We start from the raw sequence: 19,239 nt of genomic DNA on the forward strand, positions 1-19,239 counted from the left end.
CGGTGCCGACGCGCAGTGCCGAAGAGCGCGCCCGATCCCCGGTCGGCCCACGCCGCTCGCGCCGGCTCTGCCCACCTCAGGTGGTGGGCACTCGCAGCAGGCGAGACACGACATCATGATCGAACAGTCGTGTCATTCTGGTCGTATCCTGCGGGCAGGGGCGCTCGGTGGTGGTCGCCCAGAACAGGAAATGACGATGACGACTCCCGCGCCGCCGGTCACGGAACCCGATCCCTCCGCGCTGGCCTGCTCCGGTGATCTGGTCGGCCCATGCTCCGGGTGCCAGCGCAAGACGCACAAGTACGGCCGCGGTGGCTCACCTCTGTGCCAGTGGTGCATGGCGCCGGTCATGGAGAAGTGGGGTCCGAGCGTGCGCTACGTCAAGACCAGCCCATAGCCCCCTCGCGCGCGCCCCGGCCGGAGGCACAGGCAGCCCCACTCGGTCGGGTGAAGACGGCGCAGGTACAGAACCTCAGCGGCCGGCCGCGCGTAGTTCCTGCATGAGGCCGATCACTGAAGCACACGTGGCACGACCAGGCCTGGCTGTGGTTGAGGTCGCAGCCGCCGACGACGAGACCGCACTCGCCATCCAGGAGCTGCTCGCGGGGCGGTGGGCGACCGCACCGGCAGACCGCACGACCCGGGAACCCGGCGAGCCCGGGGTACGACTGCGCTGCTACCTGGACGTGCGCCAGGACCTCACCTCATAGCCCTACGCCAGTGCCGCAAAAGTGGCTGACCGGCTTACTGCGCGACTGTTCTCCTGTAGGCAGGCTTGGGGCATGCCAAAGATCAGCCAGGTAGGCGCAGTCAACATCGAACACGGCTATTTTCCCGTTGGTGAACTGTGGGAGCCGGGCTTTGAGCGCAAGGATCACAGGCTGGATCTCAAGGCCCGGGAACCGGTCATAGTCGTTCCTGGACAGATCGTCGTGACCTCACGGGTTCAGGAGCATGCTGCTCCGGTGGTCTTGGCTGTCGTCGACCGCGAGGACGAGGCGCCTGGACCCAGCTGGACCCGTGTTGCCTCTGTGGAGTATCGGCCTGTTTACCGGGGCCGCATGGCAGCGTTGGACACGATGAACGGCCCTTCGGGGCCTGCGGCTGATGGCCTTGAGGTTTTTGGCCAGCGGGCTGATCCAGGTGACCCCTTTGTGAGTCTTGCTCCTGCTCAGGTCTATCGAGTTCAGGTGTGGTCACAGGGCCGGGCGGACTCTCGTGAGCGATTCGATGCTGCTACGCGGCGTGAAGAGCGGCCAGCACACGACGGGTTCGAGACGTATTTGATCGCCTTCGTCCCGTGCGGAGCACAGGCGCCCCCGCTACCTGCGGCGGGAGAGAGCCGGCGAGATCACCTTGTCCGCAAGCTCGGGAAACCCCCACTGAATATGCGCTGATCAACTTCCACAGCCCGGAGGGGGGACAGTCCAGTGGACCGCTCCCCCCCTCCGGCATGCCGGCTACTTCACGTAGATGCCGTACGCGTTGTTGTGCAGGATTCGGTCGCTGCCGTACCAGTCGGCAAGCTCGCTGCCCGCCTTACTGGGGACTGCTGCATGATCGGGTGACAGCGGGGTTTATGCAGCCAGAGCTGCGGGTGGGGTCATGATGGTCTCGTACTCAACGGGGGTCAATCGGTCCAGGCGTCGTTGCCGTCGGCGCCGGTGGTAGGTCCGCTCGATCCAGGTGACGATCGCGATCCGCAACTCCTGGCGGGTGACCCAGACGCGGCGATTGAGGACGTTCTTCTGCAGCAGTGCGAAGAAGCTCTCCATTGCGGCGTTGTCGCCGGCGGCCCCGACCCGGCCCATTGAGCCGACCAGGCCGTGCCGGGTGAGGACGGCGGCGACCTTGCGGGACCGGAATTGCGATCCGCGGTCGGAGTGCACGATGCATCCCGCAGCGGGGCTGCGGCGGGCGACGGCGGACTCCAGCGCGGCCACCGCGAGGCGGGACTTCATCCGGGCGTCGATGGAATAGCCCACGATGCGGCCGGAGTACACGTCCTTGACCGCGCACAGATACAGCTTGCCCTCGCCGGTCGCGTGCTCGGTGATGTCCGTGAGCCACAACTGGTTCGGCCCGTCCGCGGTGAAGTTCCGCCGCACCAGGTCATCGTGGACCGGTGGCCCGGCCTTGGCGTTCTTCTCGCGGCCCCTGCGTTTGCCGAAGGCACTCCACCAGCCGTTGTCCCGGCAGATCCGCCAGGCGGTCCGCTCGGCCATCGCCTCACCGGCGGCGCGGGCCTCGTCGAGCAGGAAGCGGTGGCCGAACTCTGGATCGTCGCGGTGCGCGTCGAACAGGGCGTTGGCCCGGTATGCCTCGGTCAGTTCGGCGTCGGTGGCAGGCCGGGCCAGCCACCGGTAGTAGGGCTGGCGGGTCAGCCCGAGCACCCGGCACGTCACCGCCACCGGCACCCGGTGAGGGGCAGCGGCGGCGGCCAGCTCGCGGACGAGCGGGTACATCATTTTGCCGGCAGGTTCGCCTGCGACAGATACGCCGCAGCCCTCCTGAGCACCTCGTTCTCCTGCTCCAGCAACCGGATCCGCTTGCGGGCCTCGCGCAGCTCGGCCGACTCACCCGAAGTCGTTGCGGGCCTGGCGCCCTCATCGGTGTCGGCGCGGCGCAGCCACTTCGCCAACGTGATCGGGTGGACCCCGAAGTCGACGGCAATCTGTTCCAGCGTGACGCCGGGCTCGCGGTTGCGCGCGACCCGCACGACGTCCTCGCGGAACTCCTTCGGATACGGCTTGGGCACTGCAACATCCTTCCAGGCCGCCTCTCAGCAAGCCAGGTCAGGTGTCACCCAACCGTGCAGCAGTCCCAGGAGTGCGCGGACGCCGGTATCCATGCGGGCAGCGGGGTGCCAGGTATCGCTGCAGGGAGAAGGCGATCAGCTCATCCGCTTGCCCCTGTCCTGGTGGAACGCCACAATCGCCTTCCGTACTTCGGGTGCCCGCTCCCACTCCGCTGCGTGTTCGCCCTCGGGCGTGCGCCAGTGCCGCACGAGCCCGTCGGCGATGCCGGCGACGTCGTCCGGAGCGGCAAAGGTGCGGCGCAGCGGCGTGACGGGTGCTTCGAGGAGAACGTCCTGGGCGTGGGGACCGAGCTTGGCGTAGGACCAGCCGGTCTCGTCGTCCCAGGACAGTCGGAGCCCGCCCCACGCGCCGGTGCGGCTGACATCCCAGACCAGGAGCACGTAGATCGTGTCTCGGCGGTCGGTCTCGTAGTACGGGCGCAGGGCGATGTCGGCCCGGACGATCCCGGCCGGGATGCCCCGGTCGGTGGGCGCCTGGTCGACGGCTCTCACATAGGGCCAGTGCGGCTTGAGCCCGGGCCACACGGGCGGATCGAGCAGCACCGCAGTCATCTCCTCGAAGCGGGGCGCCGGGTCATGAGGCACAGCGAAGGGCTGCGGCGGGTCCGATGATGCTGGGCCCGTACTTGTCGCGGACTTGGTCGTTGGCGGCTTCAGGCAGATGCACGGCCGCGCGGGCTTCGACCACCGCATCCTCCTGCCCTGACCGTCACCCTCGTTACCACCGATTACGGGACAGAGCCGCTCGTTTGACAGACCCAGCTGCGGCCAGCCGGTGGGCGGGCGCTGCAACCCAGAAAGGTCACCCCATGAGAAGTGCTCCATCCCATGTAGCTGGGATGGGTGGGGCCCCGCTACGGGCATCCGTGTAGGAAAGCAACGTTAGGGCGACGCCAGCTGCGCCTTGGAGCACGCCGGGCTCATCAACCGCAGGGCCATTCACGTTTTGCGACAGAAGGTAGCGATAGCCAAACGCCGTGGTTGGGTCAAAGCTCCGAGCGAGTTGGAGGGCCATCTGGTCGGCACCTTCCCACAGTGCTGGATGTCCAGTGTCAGATGCCATCCGCACCGCTGCAAGCAAGACTCCAGCTCGACCGTGACAGATCGTGGCATCCGGGATATCAGCGCTTCCGTAGGGCCGTTGGAAGATCGAGCGCATTGCGTCGACACTCACCTGGGTCAGCATAGGGTCCTTGAGCGCCCGTCCCGCTAGGTACAAGGCTCGTGCCACACCAGCCGTTCCGTAGCACCAGTCTGACCTAGGCGTGACGGAAGGCGCTGTGCTTCCAACCTTGCCGGTCTCGTCCTCGAACGCAACGCGGCCAGGCCAGAATGTGCCTTGTTCTCCGACGATGCGTTTCCGCATGACCCAGTTGGCCATGGTGCGTATGGCGTCGAGCATGCCAGGGGTTCTATGTCCGGCTCGGTGCGCAAGGGCCATCAGCGACATGGGCCCGCATATGCCGTGCGCGATGCCGAGGTTGAACTCACCGTGCGGGTAGGCCGCTCTGTCTGCTTCTGGCGCCGCATTTAACTGTGGGTCGGTCCACCAGCCCGGTACCTGCTCACCGTGAACCAGTATCGGGCGGGCCATCCTGACCATTAGGCCTAGCACATCCTGCAGGGTGCTTGAGGAGGCTGCATGGCCCAAGCTGGCGCCGATAATCAGGCCGCGTCCACCGCGAGCAAGCCCGCTGATGACATCGTACTCCGCGTACGCTAACCCCGGCCCGTCTGTGCGCAGTCGCTGGCTGATCCTGTTCAGCAAGTCGCGTACCGCGGATACATGCGCCGGAGCAGCATCGTTCAAAAATTTAGTGTACCCGCCGTGTATTTGGGAGTGAAGGTACGCAGCGTGAAGTAGATCGCCGACGGTGTCCACGGTTGCGGATCTGAGGGCTGTCGCGAGATGGGCGTGCGCTGCAATAGCCCAATCGATGTCGTCCAGGGCAAGGCGGGTGTAGAGCATAGCGATCCCGGTGTGCCCAAGCAGCAACTGAGCGGGATGCCAGTGAGGGAAGCGGATGTGTGCTGGAACTTGAGCACGGGATTGTTGGGTTAGCCGGTCGACGTCATCCGGCATGCGCAGCCGCTCTGCCACAGCTCTAACGACGCATATAACCTGGCTAGGTGCTTGCGGAGCTCCTTTCATCGGCCATGGCGCATTCTGTCGAGCCGTAGCACGAGGGACTCCCGGGCTGTAGCATATGTGAGGACTTCTTTGGCGGGATCGACCCCGAGTAACCGGTTGCAGTGCATGTGTGCCAGGCTCATAGCTATGGAACCGACCGATTCGGGTGCGGATCCTTCATGACTGGCCTCCCCCCGCAGAATTTCGCGTAATTCGACCAGAGCCGCACGCCGCGCCCCCCACGATTCTCCGATCACTGACTCCCGCGCTGAACCGCGCTCCGTCATCAACGTGCACAGCAGCTGTTTCTGTGGCCTTGGCACGCGGCTATGAGGAGACACATTCTGCGTGACATCGAGCAGATGCAGCATCTCGGTGGTCGTCGTGCAGAGATGTGACAGAATATCCAGTACGCCTAAGGCAGCAAGGGACACATCAGAGAGCCCCGCCAACTGTCCTTCCTGCGATATTAGATGTCGGAGTACAATCATGCTGTCGGCGTGGAATACTTGCTCGGCATGGGCGATGGCCTGTGAGCCGCCGTAACGGTGGATCTCGGGCTCGTAGGTATCGAGCACTAGCCGAGCCAAGAGGCCGGCGTCCATTAGGTCCGCTGCCCAGGAGCGCAACTCGGGCAACAATGCACTCCAGATCGACTTGGCACTGCCGTGGAACCTCAGGCGCAGATGGGCTTCAGGGTCTGCGTAGCGAATGAAGAACCAGGTGTCAGCGCCGATGGCTGAGGCGGCGTCAGTCAGTCGCGTGAGATGACGAGTGAGCACGGCGAACTCATGGCGTTCGGGGACATAGAGTTTCGCGTATAGCCATTCGCCGCCCGGCAAGTGGCGGAGTTCGTCGTACGACGCGCGGCTGCCCAGGCGCACCGCCTCGCTTCGCGCTTGCGGGGCAGGGTGGCGGACGCCGTTCTTGGCCCGCTGATCGCTTCTCAGGAGGGGAAAGAGGAACTCGCTTGCGTGTGATCCGTCCGGGCCGCAGAACCAATCGTTGCGCGCGGCGCCACCGAAGCGCTCAATCACGGCCAAGCCAAAGCCCCTGCGTAGTTCGTCCCGGAAGATATGCTGGTGGAGTGGATCGTCAAGGTCTACCGCAATGCGGTTGTCTCCTCTCCCCAGCAGGACGTGTCTGGGGACATCCCATTGGTGACGCCATCGGTCAATCTCAGCTGTCCACTGAGAGTCGTCGGAGGCAGATGATGCAGCGGACAGTTGCTCATCCGGCGTCCAGTGTGCGGGACACAGGATGGACCGACCGTATGTGACGCGGGGTAGCGCCGGCGCCGTTGCCCAGGTGCCCCAGCTCCAGCCTCCGAGCGCCTCCTCTCCCTGATTGCCCAGTTCGATAAGGAAGCGTGCCACGTTCGGTACATGACCGCTCCTCGGATTGATCATGGAGTAGGTCACAGGACGTACCCGCTGTCCAGTGACCGTCCATATGAGTTCCAGACGATCGAGGCTGGCCTGGACTTCTAGGTGCTCCAGGCTCAGGTCTTGCACCGTGGACGTCGCGGCAGGGCCCGTTCCGAGGGGAATCCTGTGTGGCAGCCACTGGGGCACGTTGGTCACATTGGCTGAGCGAGCCACTGAGGGACGGAAGGAGACCATCGCGGCCAGCTCCCCGAAGTGGTCCGTCGTCCCGGCGACGTTGACCAGGTGCTGTATCCGGGACTCCGCAGATGCCCCGAGCGGAGCCACGAAGCGCCCGTAGGCTGCCCCCGTCATGGGGGAGATGGGGCTTAGCCCCAGCACGATGCGGAAGTCACCCGCGGACAGCGCCTCCCAGCTCGCCGCTACTACCTCCGCACCGACGTCCGCGGAACGCGGGGGCCGATCGCGACCAGCAGGGGAGAGCCGTCGCACGATCGCGTCGTCAAGAACGATCTCTTGTGTGCCGCGGCGCTTGGCGTCGAAGAGCAACTCGCCGAGCAGCCGGTCCCGCTTGGTCGCAGATGGTCTGTGTTCATCTACGCGGCTTCCGTTGGCTGGTGGTAGGCAGCCGAGACCACGCACCTCGTCGAGGAGCTCCAGTACTGGAACTGCTTGGTCTAATCCATACCGTTCGATAAAGCGCCCGTGGTAGGTGCGCATGATCTCGTTACCTGGGTGCTCAGGTGCACTCCTCCACAGCGCATCTGCTGCCTTTGCCACCTCTTCCCCCACTGCTACAGGGAGGGTCACGCGGGCATCGAACAGCAGATCACATTGGAGAGGGTGATCGGCTGGTGTCAGCGCCTGCATCCGCTCCGTGGCATCGACCAGCACGGCATGACGGGTTGCTGGAGTCGAGGCATCGAACGCTCCCAGCGCCTTCTGAATACTGTGCAACGCCCCGACGACTGAGTGGTCGATTCCGTCGAGCCGGTCCAGGAGGTAACTGAGTGGGTCCATGCAGTCAGACGGAGGCATAAGGTCTGTGAGTAAGAAATGGCCTGCCACAAGCTGCTCAAGACAGCGCTCAACCGCTTCCTCAGGAGCCTGGGGAAACTGGTTGCGTACCACCTTCAGAAGGTGCTCAAAGGTCACTGGCGCCTGGGCTGCCCTCAAGACCGCGCGGACCACTGAGGTGTAGCGGACTGAGGGTGACAATGCGTGCCCGGCTCCGCTGTACGTGTCGACCAGTACCAGTCTGCCATCACGCACAGTGTGCAGATTGTTGACCACCAGGCGGGTTCGCCTTAACAGGGGCCGCACGGTCAGGAGAGATTTCAGAAGTTCGTGCAGCCATCCTGAGTCGGGTCGGCTCATGCCGCGGTGCTCACGGCCGATGGCCAGCTCCGGGCTGCGTCCGAGATCAGCGAGGCCGACACCGGCAAACAGGCCGAAGGGGGTGGGACGTTGCGTCATGCGCATGTGATATTTAGTGAGGGAAGTAGTGACGCGCCGCAGCACTTTTCGCCGAATCGGCTGGCCTCCAGCCACACGCAGCGCGTCAGCTGCCAGGCTAGGGCTTGCCAGTTGGACTGCCGTCATGAATTCAGGGATCGAGGTCAGCGCTGTCACGTGTCGACGCATTCCTGGTTCGCTATCCAGGCTGACCATCGTCCCCGACGCGATTCCTTCGACGCTGCCTGTCAGACGCTTTTCGCTGCTCTGCGACGAAGGCAGGGCTGCGGCACGCAGCAAGACTGGGCCAGAACACTCGTATGACTGGTCTGTGTGATCTTGCGCTGTCATTGCAGCCCTGATCCCCTCTCCAATGCCTTCTGGTGCCGGGCGGGGCTGATGCCCCGCCCGGCATGTCATTCACTCACCGGCGAAGCAGAACCCGCCGCATGAGACCCAGCAGAAGCTGGGACTGGTGGCCCTGGACGAGAGCTCGACCGGGTTCTGCAGCGCTTCGACGTTCAGGTCGAGATCAAATTCTTCTTCGATCACAACGGTGGGCACTTAAAACCTCCGGGTGAAATCTGCCGACTCAAAAGGACACTGATGAGATTCACGTCCATCAGCAGCAACAAATTCGAAGCAACGCCCCATCGGCCGGATGCAAAGGACCATATGAGGGAGAATCAGGTTCGTCAAGCATTGCCTGTTCAGTTACCACGACGACGATCTAGATTGTCTAGACAGCCTCAGCGCAACCGGCACACCTCCCGTACTGGACGCACTTAACGCGACACAGAAAACCAAGAATCAAGCCAATAGGCGAATCGTCGCGTTTGCTGCCAAAAGTCAATGCTGAGACGTCGAGCCCTTCATCCTAGAGATCAAACCTTCCTCATGCGAAGAACCCGCGAGACGACGCAGCAAGACATAAGTAAATCTCCCGCCGCGACTCTCGAACGCATCCAACGGAATTTCTGGCACTCCGCGTTGGCGGACACCAATGCAGTGGGCGTGATGCCAGCGTGATACAGCCCTCCACTGCACTACAACCATTACACCTATGGTGCAGCCGGCACGCGTTCCGGAAGAGCTGTGCAGGCACGGCCCCCTCCACTCATGCGAGAGCAGAGAAGGGCTACGCCCTCGACAGTTCCAAACACCGGGCACCAACAAGTGTGCAGTTGGGCCGCACAGGGCCCAGTCGAACGCGGTCGTCGTTACGGCATGTCCAAGCCGCTGGACCTCCCCAGCCCGGCTGCAGCGCGTCGATCTCCGACACTGACCGGGTGGAGAGAGTCCCGCGTGTTGAGGGCCGTGCTGGTTCATCTCGCGAGTGGGGCGAGCTGCCGGCAACCGTGAGCAGTCTTCTCAGGGCGCTGGGTGTACTCGAACCCTACGGTTGTCTGCCAACTCGCGATTGCCGTCAGCAGGAAGGGATTTCAGCAACTCGCCACCACAGAGGACCGCCATGCATCCGCAAGCCGATTGGCAGTACTCGATGTCGCCTTCGGATGTTCGATGCCGAGACAGCAGGACCCACTGCGTGCTGCCCTCAACCGGTGACCAGCAGACGGGGCAGCGATCGATACCGGTGTCATCCATGCAGCCACCTTGTTGCAATGACCTAAGACATTACAACCATTACATTCAATGGCGGCACGTGTCAGGTCGTCACCTATCTGTGCAGAGACAGCTGACTGAGCCGGCTCGACACATCACACAACGAGCGACGCCGCCTCGCCGGGTTGGCCCTTGGTGTGCCGATGTACAGCCATCCCAGCAGGTTCTCCTCGCCCTTCAACCCCAGCAGCTGACGTACGTGGGCCGAGCGTACGGCAGCACCGGTTCGCCAGATGCTGCCGAACCCCCGCGTGTGCAGTAACAGCATCAGCGAGTTGGTCATGGCGCTGGTCGCCGCAAGTTGCTCCCATTCCGGGACCTTGTGGCCTTGGGCCGGGGTGAAGACCAACGAAGCCAACAGCGGCGCACGTTGCACCTTGGCTGCAGCCTGCGATCGCCGTTCCGCGGGGGCCTCCTCGGCGAAGCAGGCTCCGAGCTCACTGCGGTCGTCGCCGCGTATGAGTACCCAACGCCACGGACGCAGCAGGCCATGGTCTGGAGCTGTCGCGGCCACCTTGAGCAGGTAGGCGAACTCCTCGTCGCTGGGAGCAGGGTCGACCAGATGGTGCTCACTGCGGCGCGTCAGCATCGCGGTGATGACGTCCATAAGACTCAGTCCCTCTCGGTTTAATGGATACCGGTCCATCACCGACCTGTCGTAGCCGTCACGCCTTGGGCGCTGCGGACCCCGACTCAGTGGCAGATTCCGTTGTCGCTCGGTCGGATTTGCCTCCGGACCTGCTGACGGACCATGCCGTAGCGGCAACCACGAGCGCGATGGCCGTGCATTGACGCACGGTGACGTGCTCGCCGAGCACAAGGAAGCCCACGGCAGCGCCAACGGCAGGGCTCATGGCCAGCAGAATGCCGAAGGCCCGCACGCCGATTCGCCGCAGCGCCGTCATGTCCAGGGAGTACGGGATCAATGAGGAGAGAAGGGCCACTAGGAGGCCGGTCAGAAGTAGATGCGGTTGCCGTGCGATCGTGGCTCCGTGGGTTACTGCTGCTGCCGGGGTCAGCAGACAGGCGCCAACGGCCAGGGCAACGGCCAGTCCGCTCCAATCGTCGAAGAGGAGCCCTACTCGACGGTTGAGAACGACGTAGGCCGCACGGCACGCGGCAGCCAGAGCCCCGAACACCAGGCCGGCAGCGGGAAGCTCGCCGCCAGGGGAGGCCAGCAACAAGACGCCCGCCAGAGCCAAAAGGGCACCAGCCATGTCCCGCCAGTGCCGGGACATGGCGATGGCCACGACCATAGGACCCAGGAGCTCTATGGTCGAGGCAATGCCGATGGGCAGATACTTGATCGCCTGAAAGTAGGCAACGTTCATGACCGCGAAGACCGCGCCCAGTGCGATGGCGGCCCGCCACTGGCGGCCCGCCATCGCACTGAGGCGGGGGCGGACAAGCAGCCAGACGATGACGGCGGAGAAGAGCAAGCGCATGCCGGCCAGAGCCGTAGCTCCCACCTCGTCGTAGGCACCCTTAGCGACCGCCGATCCGATCTGCAAACTACTGATCTGCGCAAGCACCAGCAGCGGAGGAACCATGCGGTCGTGATGGGCCTGTCCCACTTTCAACGCAGCTCCGTGCTCCCCGTCAACCGTTCGCTCAGGCTGCCGAAGCCCGCTGAGTCATCTCCGTGGCGACACCGCGCCAGTAGTCGGCCGTAAGGTTCACGAACCCCGTGAAGCCCTCGGTCACCACCGCCAGGTCGTCCTTGTCTCGGCAGACCGCGCCGGCAGAGATCACGGCCTGCGCCTTGTGGTCCTTCTCGGCTTCCCCGATGTGCACGTAGAAGTACTCGCAGGCCTCGTGGAAGTCGTCGTCCGTCTCGTAGACGCTCTTGTAGTTTCGCACCCCTTCGTACAGGCGCGTGAGCATCGAGTAGGCGAGGTGCTCCTGCGCCAGCAGGGCACCCTGCACGATGCGCTGATCGTCGGACTCGAACAGCGCGCGCTGACCGGAGCTGAACGCCTGGGTGGTAGGCAGAGCCGGCGCGTTGCGCACGTCCTCAGCGGACACCGGCGCTCCCTTGAGCCGGGTCAGCAGGTCGCTGAGGAAGGCCTCCAGCAGGACGAGGTGAGCCTTCGACGGATCACCGTTGCCGTACTCGGAGTAGAGGTTCTTCACGCACTCGACGCGTGCGTCCAGGTCTCGGGTGTTCAGCACCGACAGGGCCACCATGACGCTCGTGTTGACCGTGCGCGCCAGGTACTGCTCGGCGAATACGCTGACTTCGGGGTAGGTCAATGGCCCACCCATCCAGCGCGAGTAGAACTCGTTGTTCAGGGCCTCACTCGTGTGAACCGAGGCGGCCAGTTCCTCCACTGACTGCTGTATGAACTGACGGGTGTCTTCCTGCGTGAGAACGGACATGTGCTGCGCTGACACCTACTTCGGTCGGTTGTCTTCTGCACGTGCCGCACCGGTGGCCATCGCTTACCCATTAATAGCCGCCGACGCGCAAACGAGCATGCTTTACTACCGCTATGCAATTCAACCCTTACGGTGGTGAGGCGGCGCGACTCGCCGCAGATCTCGTCAACAGCCCTGCCCCTTGGACGCCGCACGAGCTCGAGCAGATCCTGTCCGCGCACGGCATCGCGAACCGAGCACTGACTCCGCCGCAAACGGTCGAGATATGGGAGTGGAGCCGGCGGCTCGCCCGCTGCTTCGGTGACCAACCCCTGGACGAACGCTGCAAGAAGATCAACTCGCTGTTGGCGGAAGCCGCCAGCACACCGCAGATCTCGCTCCACGACGGCACCCCCCACATGCACTACAGCGCTCCGGGTTCGGACCCTTCCTCGCACATCAAGGCGGTCACCGCGACCGGTCTGTCCTACGTCGTCTGTTCGGCTTCCCCGACCAGGCTCGGCCGATGCGCACGAAGCGTCTGCAAACTGGCATTCGTGGACACCTCTCGCAATGGGCGCCGCGCCTACTGCTCAGTAAGATGTGCCAACAACGACGCGGTCGCCCGCCACCGGGCCAACGGATCCACTGAAGCGAGCGATACTCAGCCACGCCCACGAAGCTTGTGCGGGCGCCGATTAGACACGTAGGTGGCTTGAACTTTCTGCCTTTATCGCGGTTTCCGCGCCAACGTCACCGAGGCGCCATAAATCAGGCACGATGACGCTGAACGCGGGACCCGACATGGCCGAAAACCTTCGGAATAGCGTAGCGCATATGTGATGCCCACAGGGGAACTTCACATCGAGCACAGAAGCGGCAAAGCAGGCAGGAGCGGATTCTCCGCTTTAGCGCATCGGCATTTCTTGATGGTCTACTGCGGCCCGCACGCATCTGGTTCATACCATCTGGTTCATACCATGCCTCCGGGTCGCGGCACCTGCCATTCGACTGAGGCGGACCTCGAGAAGAATAGATCGCGCCGATGAGTCAATGGGCCCGATCATTAGCTCATGGCATCCATTGCCAATAGCGATTGGGAACCACGCTAGCTACTGAACTTGATTGGGTGATGTCGGTGGGGTTCGCCTGACAGTTGGGTGTCGGCACCGGTAGCCCTGGGGTGTGAGGTACGCGCAGGGCGGCGGACTGACCGACGCCGAAAGAACTACGCGGGAGCGATTGCGGCTCCAGGCCGTGGAGCGTTTCGAGAGCGGGCAGAAGAACGCAGAGGTTGCCGCTGCCCTGCGGATCAGTGTGCGGTCGGTTGAGCGGTGGCGTCGGGCCTGGCGCGAGGGCGGTGAGGCCGGGGTTCTGTCGAAGGGGTCGCCGGGAAGGCCTCGGCTCAACGAAGTTCAGGTCGCCAGGCTGGAGCGGGAGTTGGAGTGTGGTCCGCTGGCTCACGGCTGGACGGACCAGCGGTGGACGCTGGCACGGATCAAGACGCTCATCGGCCGACTGTTCCACGTCTCCTACACGGTCGAGGGCACCTGGCGGCTGCTGAAGCGGCACGGCTGGAGCTGGCAGCAGCCCACTCGGCGTGCGATAGAGCGCGATGACGACGCGGTCGAGGTATGGAAGAAGGAGACCTGGCCGCGGGTAAGAGCATCGCGGCGGAGCGCGGGGCCTGGATCGTCTTCGAAGACGAGGCCGGGCAGTCGATAACTCCGCCGCGCGCCAGAACCTGGGGGCGGATCGGTCAGACCCCGGTCGTGAGGGTGAGGGGCCGCGGCTCCGGGCGGGTGTCGATGGCGGGCATGACCTGCTATAAGCCGGGCGAGCGGTCCCGGCTGATCTACTCGATCCGCGAGTATCGCGGCCGCCAGGGCGAACCGAAGGGCTTCGGCTGGCGCGACTTCCGCAACCTGATCGTCCGCGCCCGCATCCAGCTCGGCGGCCCGATCGTCCTGGTCTGGGACAACCTCCGCCTGCACCTGACCGCCGGCATGCGTGCGTTCATCGAGACGAACGCCGAGTGGCTCACCGTGTTCCACCTGCCCACCTACGCCCCGGACCTCAACCCACAGGAGGGCATCTGGTCACTGGTCAAACGGGAGATCGGCAACCTCGCCGCCGGGGACCTCACTCAGATCACCCGAGCGTGAAACGTCGGCTCAAGAGGATCCAGTACCGTCCAGAACTCGTCGACGGCTGCCTCGCAACCACCGGCCTGACCCTTGAGGACTGACGTGACTCATTCCTCCTCCCAGTTCGCGTAGTCGCCTATCGCCACGTCATCACACAAGGTCTCCCACAACCCGTTGTCTGCGAGTGCGGTGGCATCGAGAGCAGCGAGGAGCCGACGAAGCTCGTCCGCCACCTCCTGGAACCTGTCCTCCTCGTCTTCCTCGTAGAACGGGAAGCGGGCGATGATGCCCGCGACGCACCGGTGGAAGGCCCCGAGGTCCCTGTTCACATGCCGGGCGGTCGCGGACCCGATCTTGGGGATCTGCACGACGCGACGCGAAGCCACATCGAGGCCGAGCCGACCGAACAGGCCGCTGGACCCGAAGACGACCAACCCGCTCTCACCGATCCCGTCCAGGAGCGTCGCCTCAGTCAGCGGTTGGTACTCATAACCGATCAGCCCTGCTGGGACGCCGACTTCCCGCAGATCGGCGGCGATCTCGGCAGGCACCCGTGGTGAGCAGCCGATACGGACCACGGCGTACTGGGGCAACGGCAACGGCGGGAAGTCTCGGATCACGCAACCATCATCCTCGTGCTCCGGCCACACCGGGAAGGCGCGAGCTGGCCCCTGCCACCCTGCGGAGGGCCCCGACTGAGCTTGTTCCGCTTTGACGGACACCATCGGTGTGGTGGTCAGGCTGCGAGTGCGGCCTCGTAGTCGGCGGGGCTGCGGTAGTCGAGACTGCTGTGCAGTCGGTGCAAGTTGTACCAGCTTTCGATCCACTCAAAGATCGCGGTGTGGGCGGCGGACCTGCTCGGCCAGGGCTGGGTGCCGATCAGCTCGTTCTTAAGGGTGGCGAAGAATGACTCGGCCAGCGCGTTGTCCCAGCACTGGCCGGTGCGGCCAACGGATAGCCGAACACGCAACTGGTTGGCCAGCTGGGCGAGTTCACGGCTGGTGTATTGGCAGCCGCGGTCGGAGTGGAAGATCACGGAACCTGTGGGGCGGCGCTGGTGGCAGGCGGCTCGCAGTGCGTCGGCGACCAGCTCAGTACGCAGGTGGTCGGCGGTGGCCCAGCCGACCACCCGTCGGGATGCGATGTCGATGACGGTGGCCAGGTAGAGCCAGCCCTCGTCGGTGGGGATGTAGGTGATGTCGCCGCACCAGCGGGTGTCGACCGCGGTCGGGTCGGGTCGGGTCGGAAGTCGCGCAAGACCAGGTCCGGGCGGGTGACCGCGTGCGGGTCGGGGATCGTGGTGCGGTGTCGGCGTTTGCGGTGCCGGCCGGCGAGCCCGGCGGCCCGCATCAGCCGGGCGATGCGTCTGCGGCCGCAGGCCGCGCCCTCACGCTTGAGGACGGCGTGGATGCGCGGGGCCCCGTAAGTGCCTCGGGACTGGGCGTGGACCGTGGTGATCTGCTCGGTCAGCTCCGCGTCCTGCACAGCGCGGGGGCCAGGGGTGCCGGCGCGGCGGGCGTAGAAGGCGGCACGGGAGACCTTGAGCAGTTCACATGCGCGTTTGACGCTGTGACCTGCCTGCTTCTCCGCCTCGATGAACGGGTGCACGTTCACCGGGTCTCCTTCGCGAAGAAAGCCGTGGCCCGCTTGAGGACCTCCACGTCCTCCCGCAGCCGGCGGTTCTCCCGCCGCAACCGGGCCAGTTCCTCGCGCTCGCTGCTGGTAAGGCCGTCGCGCTCGCCAGCGTCGACCCCGGCCTGCCGGACCCAGTCACGCACCGCGGTCTCGGTCAGGTCGAAGTCCTTGGCGACCTGACCGACCGAGCGGTCACCACGTCGGCACAGCTCGACGATCTCAGCCTTGAACTCCGGCGTGAACGAGCGGCGAGGACGCGGCTTCTTCTTCCCCATGCTCTCCATGATGGACATCATCCTTCTGGGACCGAAGCCCCTGATCTTCGATGTCCGTCAAAGCGGATCAAGCCCACGACATCACTCAATCAAGTTCAGTAGTAGGACTCCATTACTGAGGCTGAACTCGTGATGTCGCGTTCGGCTGACCGGGGGCCGCTCCGTGCGATATCACCGTGGGATGCGGTATCCACAAGGGGCGGGCTGACCGCCGAGCGTCGGGAGCTCCGGGAACGGTTTCGGCTGGAGGCGGCCGAGCGGTTCGCGCGCGGTGAGACGAACGCGGCGGTCGCCAAAGAGTTGCGGGTCAGCGTCCGCTCCGTTCAGCGCTGGCGCCGGGCCTGGGCCGAGGGCGGCTCGCAGGCCCTGGACTCCAGCGGCCCGGCATCGCTGCCCCGGCTGAGCGACGAGCAGTTCACCAAGCTGGAACGGGAGCTCGCCAAGGGGCCGGCCGCCCATGGCTGGGAGGACCAGCGCTGGACGCTGGGCCGGATCAAGACGGTGATCGGCCGGCGCTTCCACATGACCTACACGGTCCAGGGCGTGCGCAAGCTCCTGGTCGGCAACGGCTGGTCGTGCCAGGTCCCCGCCCGCCGGGCCCTGGAGCGGGACGACGAGGCCGTCGCCGGCTGGGTCAAGGAGGTCTGGCCCTGCGCGGAAGACTCGCGGCGGCCCGTGGAGCCTGGCTCGTCTTCGAGGACGAAGCCGGCTTCTCCATGACGCCGCCGCACGCGAAACGTGGTCCGCTGCCGTGCCGGCTGGGGATCCCACGGCGGCTGGTGCACGAGCTGCTGCAGATTCTGCTCATCGCCGTCCGGCAATCGGCCTGCCACAGCGGCGATCGACTTGCGCCGGCCGTCCAGCATCAGCCCCCGCAGGTAACAGTCACCCTTGGCGCGCTGGTCCCGGCGAGGCACGGACGCGAACACATCCGCCACGAACCGGGCTAACGGAGTCTCCTCGGTCCGCGCTGCCTACGGCGTCCCCCCAGGGCCAAAGAACCTGACGCAAGCAACAACTCCTACAGACGTCAGTGACTATCTACGGTCCCGCATGGGGTTCGATACACCTGTGCTGCTGCATCAACGCGGCGAGTGATCCTCCGGTTGGTCCGCCTCAGAAGCGCCTCGGCGGCTAGCCCAGGAAACAGCCCACAGGGCAACGCCGGCCAGCAACAGCACACCGGCGATGCTGTACTGGTCTGCCGGGCGCCCCGAGGACCAAGGCAAGACCAGATAGAGGCAGGTGACCGCCCCCACAACGGGTAGCACGCGGCCAGCCCGGAAGTGTGGCCTGTCGACCTTGTCCTTGCGCAGGACAAGTACCGCCAGGTGAACACTCACGAACACAGTGAGCAGCAGAAGCGACGTCGTTCCTCCCAACAGCGCCACGACGGAGCTATCGGGGTTCAGCGAGACGTAGGCGACTAGGCCGAAGGCGACGGCGGTAGTGAAGAGGATCGCAGCGTGCGGAGTGCGCCGTATGGGATGGGTCTTGGCGAGGAAGGGCGGCAGCACCCCCTGCCTACTCATCCCGTACAGCAGGCGGCTGGCCATCATCATGTTGATCAGTGCGGAGTTGGCCACTGCGAACATGGATATGAACGGCAGCAGGTCAGCGATCGGGAAGTCGGGTGCGGCCGTCTGCACCACTGTCGCCAAGGGCGTCTCACTGGAGGCGAGGTCTCCGACGGGCACCACCGCGACGGCGCAGATGGATACCAAGACGTAGATCAGTCCGGTGATGCCTAAGCCGGTGAACATCATGCGGGGAAAGATCCGCGCCGGATCCTTGGTCTCCTCCGCCATGTTGACCGAGTCCTCAAAGCCGACCATGGCGAAGAAGGCCAGCGACGTCGCGGTGCTCACCGCCAGGACCACGCCCTTGTCGGAGCCGGTTTCGAAGACGACAGTGCGGGAGAAGTCTGCATCGCCGCCGGCGATGAACCAGCCGCTGATCAGGATGACGAGGAGCAGACCGGAGAGTTCCACGGCCGTCAGCAGCACGTTGACCTTGAGACTCTCGGCCACGCCTCGCAGATTCACCAGCATGACTAAGCCCATGAAGCCGAGGGCAATGAGCAGGATGAGCTCATCACCCGCCTCGAGCCCAAAGCCAGTGGCAAGGTTGGCGGCGAAGGCACGCGAGGCTGCCGACGCCGAGGTGATGCCGGAACACATGACTGCAAAGCACACTAAGAAGGTCAGGAAGTGCTTGCCGAACGCCTTGTGTACGTACAGGGCAGCACCCGCGGCCTGCGGATACTTGGTTACCAGCTCCAGATACGAGCAGGCAGTGATCGACGCGACAACGAACGCGACGACGAACGGCAGCCAGGCGGCACCTCCAACCTCCCCCGCCACCTGTCCTGTCAGAGCGTAGATCCCGGTCCCAAGGATGTCGCCAACAATGAAGAGCAGTAGCAGGCCCGGACCCATCACCCGCTTCAGTTCTGGTTGGGCGGCAAGGCTCGGAGGCGAACTTGGCGAGGTGCGGGACATGGCGTCTCCCAATCGTTGGCAGTGGCCGAGGGCCAGCGTTGCTTACGGTTCTGCCCTGAACGACCTGCCCCGATGTGAAAGGTGGGGATGGTGACTTGAATAGGAGGCCACGTCACACTCGTCATGCACCTAATGTGCTGAATCTGGTCCGCCGGAGACGGTGAGCGCTCCCAATTTGCAGGCCCGAAACCGCCAGTTGCGCTTCGGGCCTGCCTCGGAGCACCCGCTACCTACAGGTACATGCGTACCGCTCTGCTGCGCGGCCTGCCCGCCGCGCTCCTCACCGTCCTGTCCCTCACCGCCGCACCGCCCGCTCAGGCCGCCGAGACCGTTCCGCTCGCCGGGGCCGTCGCGAGCCTGCCGCTGGCCACCGAGTCCCGCGACGGCTACACCCGTGAGGCGTTCAAGCACTGGAATTCCGGCGACGACCCGGCCGACGGCTGCACCACTCGCAACGAGGTCCTCATCGCAGAAGCTGTCGAAATGCCAGTCGTGGACCCAAGGTGCCGTCTCACCGGCGGCAGCTGGTGGTCGTACTACGACCAGACCACTGTGACGTCCGCCTCCGGCCTGGACATCGACCACATGGTGCCTTTGGCAGAGGCCTGGGACAGTGGAGCCTCCGCCTGGACCGCGCAGCGCCGCGAGGCCTACGCCAACGACCAAGGCCAGGAAGCGTCGCTCGTTGCGGTCACCGCCCGCTCCAACCGCAGCAAAGCCGACCAGGACCCCGCCCAGTGGCTGCCCCCGGCCGCCGACGTCCACTGCCGATACGCGGCCGAATGGACCGCCACCAAACTCCGCTGGAACCTCACCACCGACGACACCGAACACGCCGCCCTGGACGACCTTGCCGCCGCTTGTCCCGACCAGACCGTCACCTACACCCCGGTCACCTGACGGCAGGCCCG

General features: G+C 64.9%; 17 protein-coding genes and 4 pseudogenes. 7 read left to right on the forward strand and 14 right to left on the reverse strand.

Features of this window, described 5'->3' with window-relative positions; genetic code table 11:
• Nucleotides 1-196: 196 nt before the first annotated feature.
• From IE153_RS39195 to IE153_RS39205, 3 genes are all read left to right on the forward strand, one after another.
• Nucleotides 197-397 (forward strand): hypothetical protein, encoded by a 201-nt coding sequence (locus tag IE153_RS39195; protein WP_189594446.1) that lies wholly within the window; start codon nt 197-199, stop codon nt 395-397.
• 103 nt (nt 398-500) lie between these two features.
• Nucleotides 501-710, forward strand: a complete 210-nt coding sequence (locus IE153_RS39200; protein WP_189594447.1) for a DUF6207 family protein — start codon at nt 501-503, stop codon at nt 708-710.
• Between the two features lie 72 nt (nt 711-782).
• On the forward strand, nt 783-1,397 hold the full coding sequence (locus IE153_RS39205) for a hypothetical protein (RefSeq protein ID WP_189594448.1): 615 nt from the start codon (nt 783-785) through the stop codon (nt 1,395-1,397).
• A 180-nt stretch (nt 1,398-1,577) separates the two neighbouring features.
• Here IE153_RS39205 and IE153_RS39210 read toward each other — a convergent pair.
• The 8 genes from IE153_RS39210 to IE153_RS39245 form a co-directional block, all read right to left on the reverse strand.
• Nucleotides 1,578-2,758 (reverse strand): IS3 family transposase gene (locus IE153_RS39210; RefSeq protein ID WP_189594449.1). Its coding sequence is split into 2 segments (ribosomal slippage): nt 1,578-2,471 and nt 2,474-2,758, totalling 1,179 coding nucleotides; the frame shifts between segments, so codons are not numbered across the junction.
• 135 nt (nt 2,759-2,893) lie between these two features.
• The gene (locus IE153_RS39215; RefSeq protein ID WP_229829391.1) at nt 2,894-3,370 is read right to left on the reverse strand and encodes a DUF6292 family protein; all 477 of its coding nucleotides are present in this window, start codon (nt 3,368-3,370) and stop codon (nt 2,894-2,896) included.
• A gap of 250 nt (nt 3,371-3,620) precedes the next feature.
• Nucleotides 3,621-4,970 carry a lanthionine synthetase C family protein gene (locus tag IE153_RS42820; RefSeq protein ID WP_368858389.1) on the reverse strand — a complete coding sequence of 450 codons (1,350 nt, stop codon included), beginning with the start codon at nt 4,968-4,970 and terminating at the stop codon, nt 3,621-3,623.
• Nucleotides 4,967-7,966: a lantibiotic dehydratase gene (locus IE153_RS39225; RefSeq protein WP_189594452.1), complete on the reverse strand. Its 3,000-nt coding sequence runs from the start codon at nt 7,964-7,966 to the stop codon at nt 4,967-4,969. Before IE153_RS39225 ends, IE153_RS42820 begins: the two co-directional genes overlap by 4 nt.
• A gap of 243 nt (nt 7,967-8,209) precedes the next feature.
• Complete coding sequence (locus tag IE153_RS39230; protein ID WP_189594453.1) at nt 8,210-8,353, reverse strand: hypothetical protein; 144 nt, start codon at nt 8,351-8,353, stop codon at nt 8,210-8,212.
• A gap of 1,114 nt (nt 8,354-9,467) precedes the next feature.
• Nucleotides 9,468-10,019, reverse strand: coding sequence for a nitroreductase family protein (locus tag IE153_RS39235; protein ID WP_189594454.1), 552 nt, complete (start codon nt 10,017-10,019; stop codon nt 9,468-9,470).
• Nucleotides 10,020-10,077: 58 nt separating this feature from the next.
• The gene (locus tag IE153_RS39240) at nt 10,078-10,986 is read right to left on the reverse strand and encodes an EamA family transporter (protein WP_229829392.1); all 909 of its coding nucleotides are present in this window, start codon (nt 10,984-10,986) and stop codon (nt 10,078-10,080) included.
• A gap of 37 nt (nt 10,987-11,023) precedes the next feature.
• Nucleotides 11,024-11,791: an iron-containing redox enzyme family protein gene (locus IE153_RS39245; protein WP_189594455.1), complete on the reverse strand. Its 768-nt coding sequence runs from the start codon at nt 11,789-11,791 to the stop codon at nt 11,024-11,026.
• Nucleotides 11,792-11,904: 113 nt separating this feature from the next.
• On the opposite strand from IE153_RS39245, the gene IE153_RS39250 reads away from it, so the two are divergent.
• Nucleotides 11,905-12,480, forward strand: a complete 576-nt coding sequence (locus IE153_RS39250) for a CGNR zinc finger domain-containing protein (RefSeq protein ID WP_189594456.1) — start codon at nt 11,905-11,907, stop codon at nt 12,478-12,480.
• Nucleotides 12,481-12,955: 475 nt separating this feature from the next.
• Nucleotides 12,956-14,018 (forward strand): annotated as a pseudogene (locus tag IE153_RS42970) (IS630 family transposase).
• 6 nt (nt 14,019-14,024) lie between these two features.
• On the opposite strand, the gene IE153_RS39265 reads toward IE153_RS42970, so the two are convergent.
• The 4 genes and pseudogenes from IE153_RS39265 to IE153_RS39280 all read right to left on the reverse strand — a co-directional run bounded on the left by IE153_RS39265 (nt 14,025) and on the right by IE153_RS39280 (nt 15,836).
• The gene (locus tag IE153_RS39265; RefSeq protein WP_229829393.1) at nt 14,025-14,537 is read right to left on the reverse strand and encodes an SUKH-4 family immunity protein; all 513 of its coding nucleotides are present in this window, start codon (nt 14,535-14,537) and stop codon (nt 14,025-14,027) included.
• Nucleotides 14,538-14,653: 116 nt separating this feature from the next.
• Entirely contained in the window at nt 14,654-15,295 is a 642-nt protein-coding gene (locus IE153_RS39270) for an IS3 family transposase (RefSeq protein WP_268251972.1), read from the reverse strand.
• A pseudogene (locus IE153_RS42825) lies at nt 15,238-15,531 on the reverse strand (IS3 family transposase); the annotation flags it as partial. The pseudogene IE153_RS42825 and the gene IE153_RS39270, both read right to left, overlap by 58 nt.
• Entirely contained in the window at nt 15,528-15,836 is a 309-nt protein-coding gene (locus IE153_RS39280) for a transposase (RefSeq protein WP_189594460.1), read from the reverse strand. The gene IE153_RS39280 and the pseudogene IE153_RS42825, both read right to left, overlap by 4 nt.
• 172 nt (nt 15,837-16,008) lie before the next feature.
• Here IE153_RS39280 and IE153_RS39285 point away from each other — a divergent pair.
• A pseudogene (locus tag IE153_RS39285) lies at nt 16,009-16,564 on the forward strand (winged helix-turn-helix domain-containing protein); the annotation flags it as partial.
• Here IE153_RS39285 and IE153_RS39290 read toward each other — a convergent pair.
• A pseudogene (locus IE153_RS39290) lies at nt 16,517-16,765 on the reverse strand (transposase); the annotation flags it as partial. The pseudogenes IE153_RS39285 and IE153_RS39290 overlap by 48 nt on opposite strands.
• Before the next feature lie 144 nt (nt 16,766-16,909).
• Complete coding sequence (locus IE153_RS39295) at nt 16,910-18,328, reverse strand: APC family permease (protein WP_229829394.1); 1,419 nt, start codon at nt 18,326-18,328, stop codon at nt 16,910-16,912.
• 240 nt (nt 18,329-18,568) lie between these two features.
• Between IE153_RS39295 and IE153_RS39300 the strand changes: the two genes are divergently transcribed.
• Nucleotides 18,569-19,228, forward strand: coding sequence for an HNH endonuclease family protein (locus tag IE153_RS39300; protein WP_189594461.1), 660 nt, complete (start codon nt 18,569-18,571; stop codon nt 19,226-19,228).
• Nucleotides 19,229-19,239: the final 11 nt, after the last annotated feature.

The sequence above is a fragment of the Streptomyces massasporeus genome (assembly GCF_014648995.1).
Classification (GTDB): domain Bacteria; phylum Actinomycetota; class Actinomycetes; order Streptomycetales; family Streptomycetaceae; genus Streptomyces; species Streptomyces massasporeus.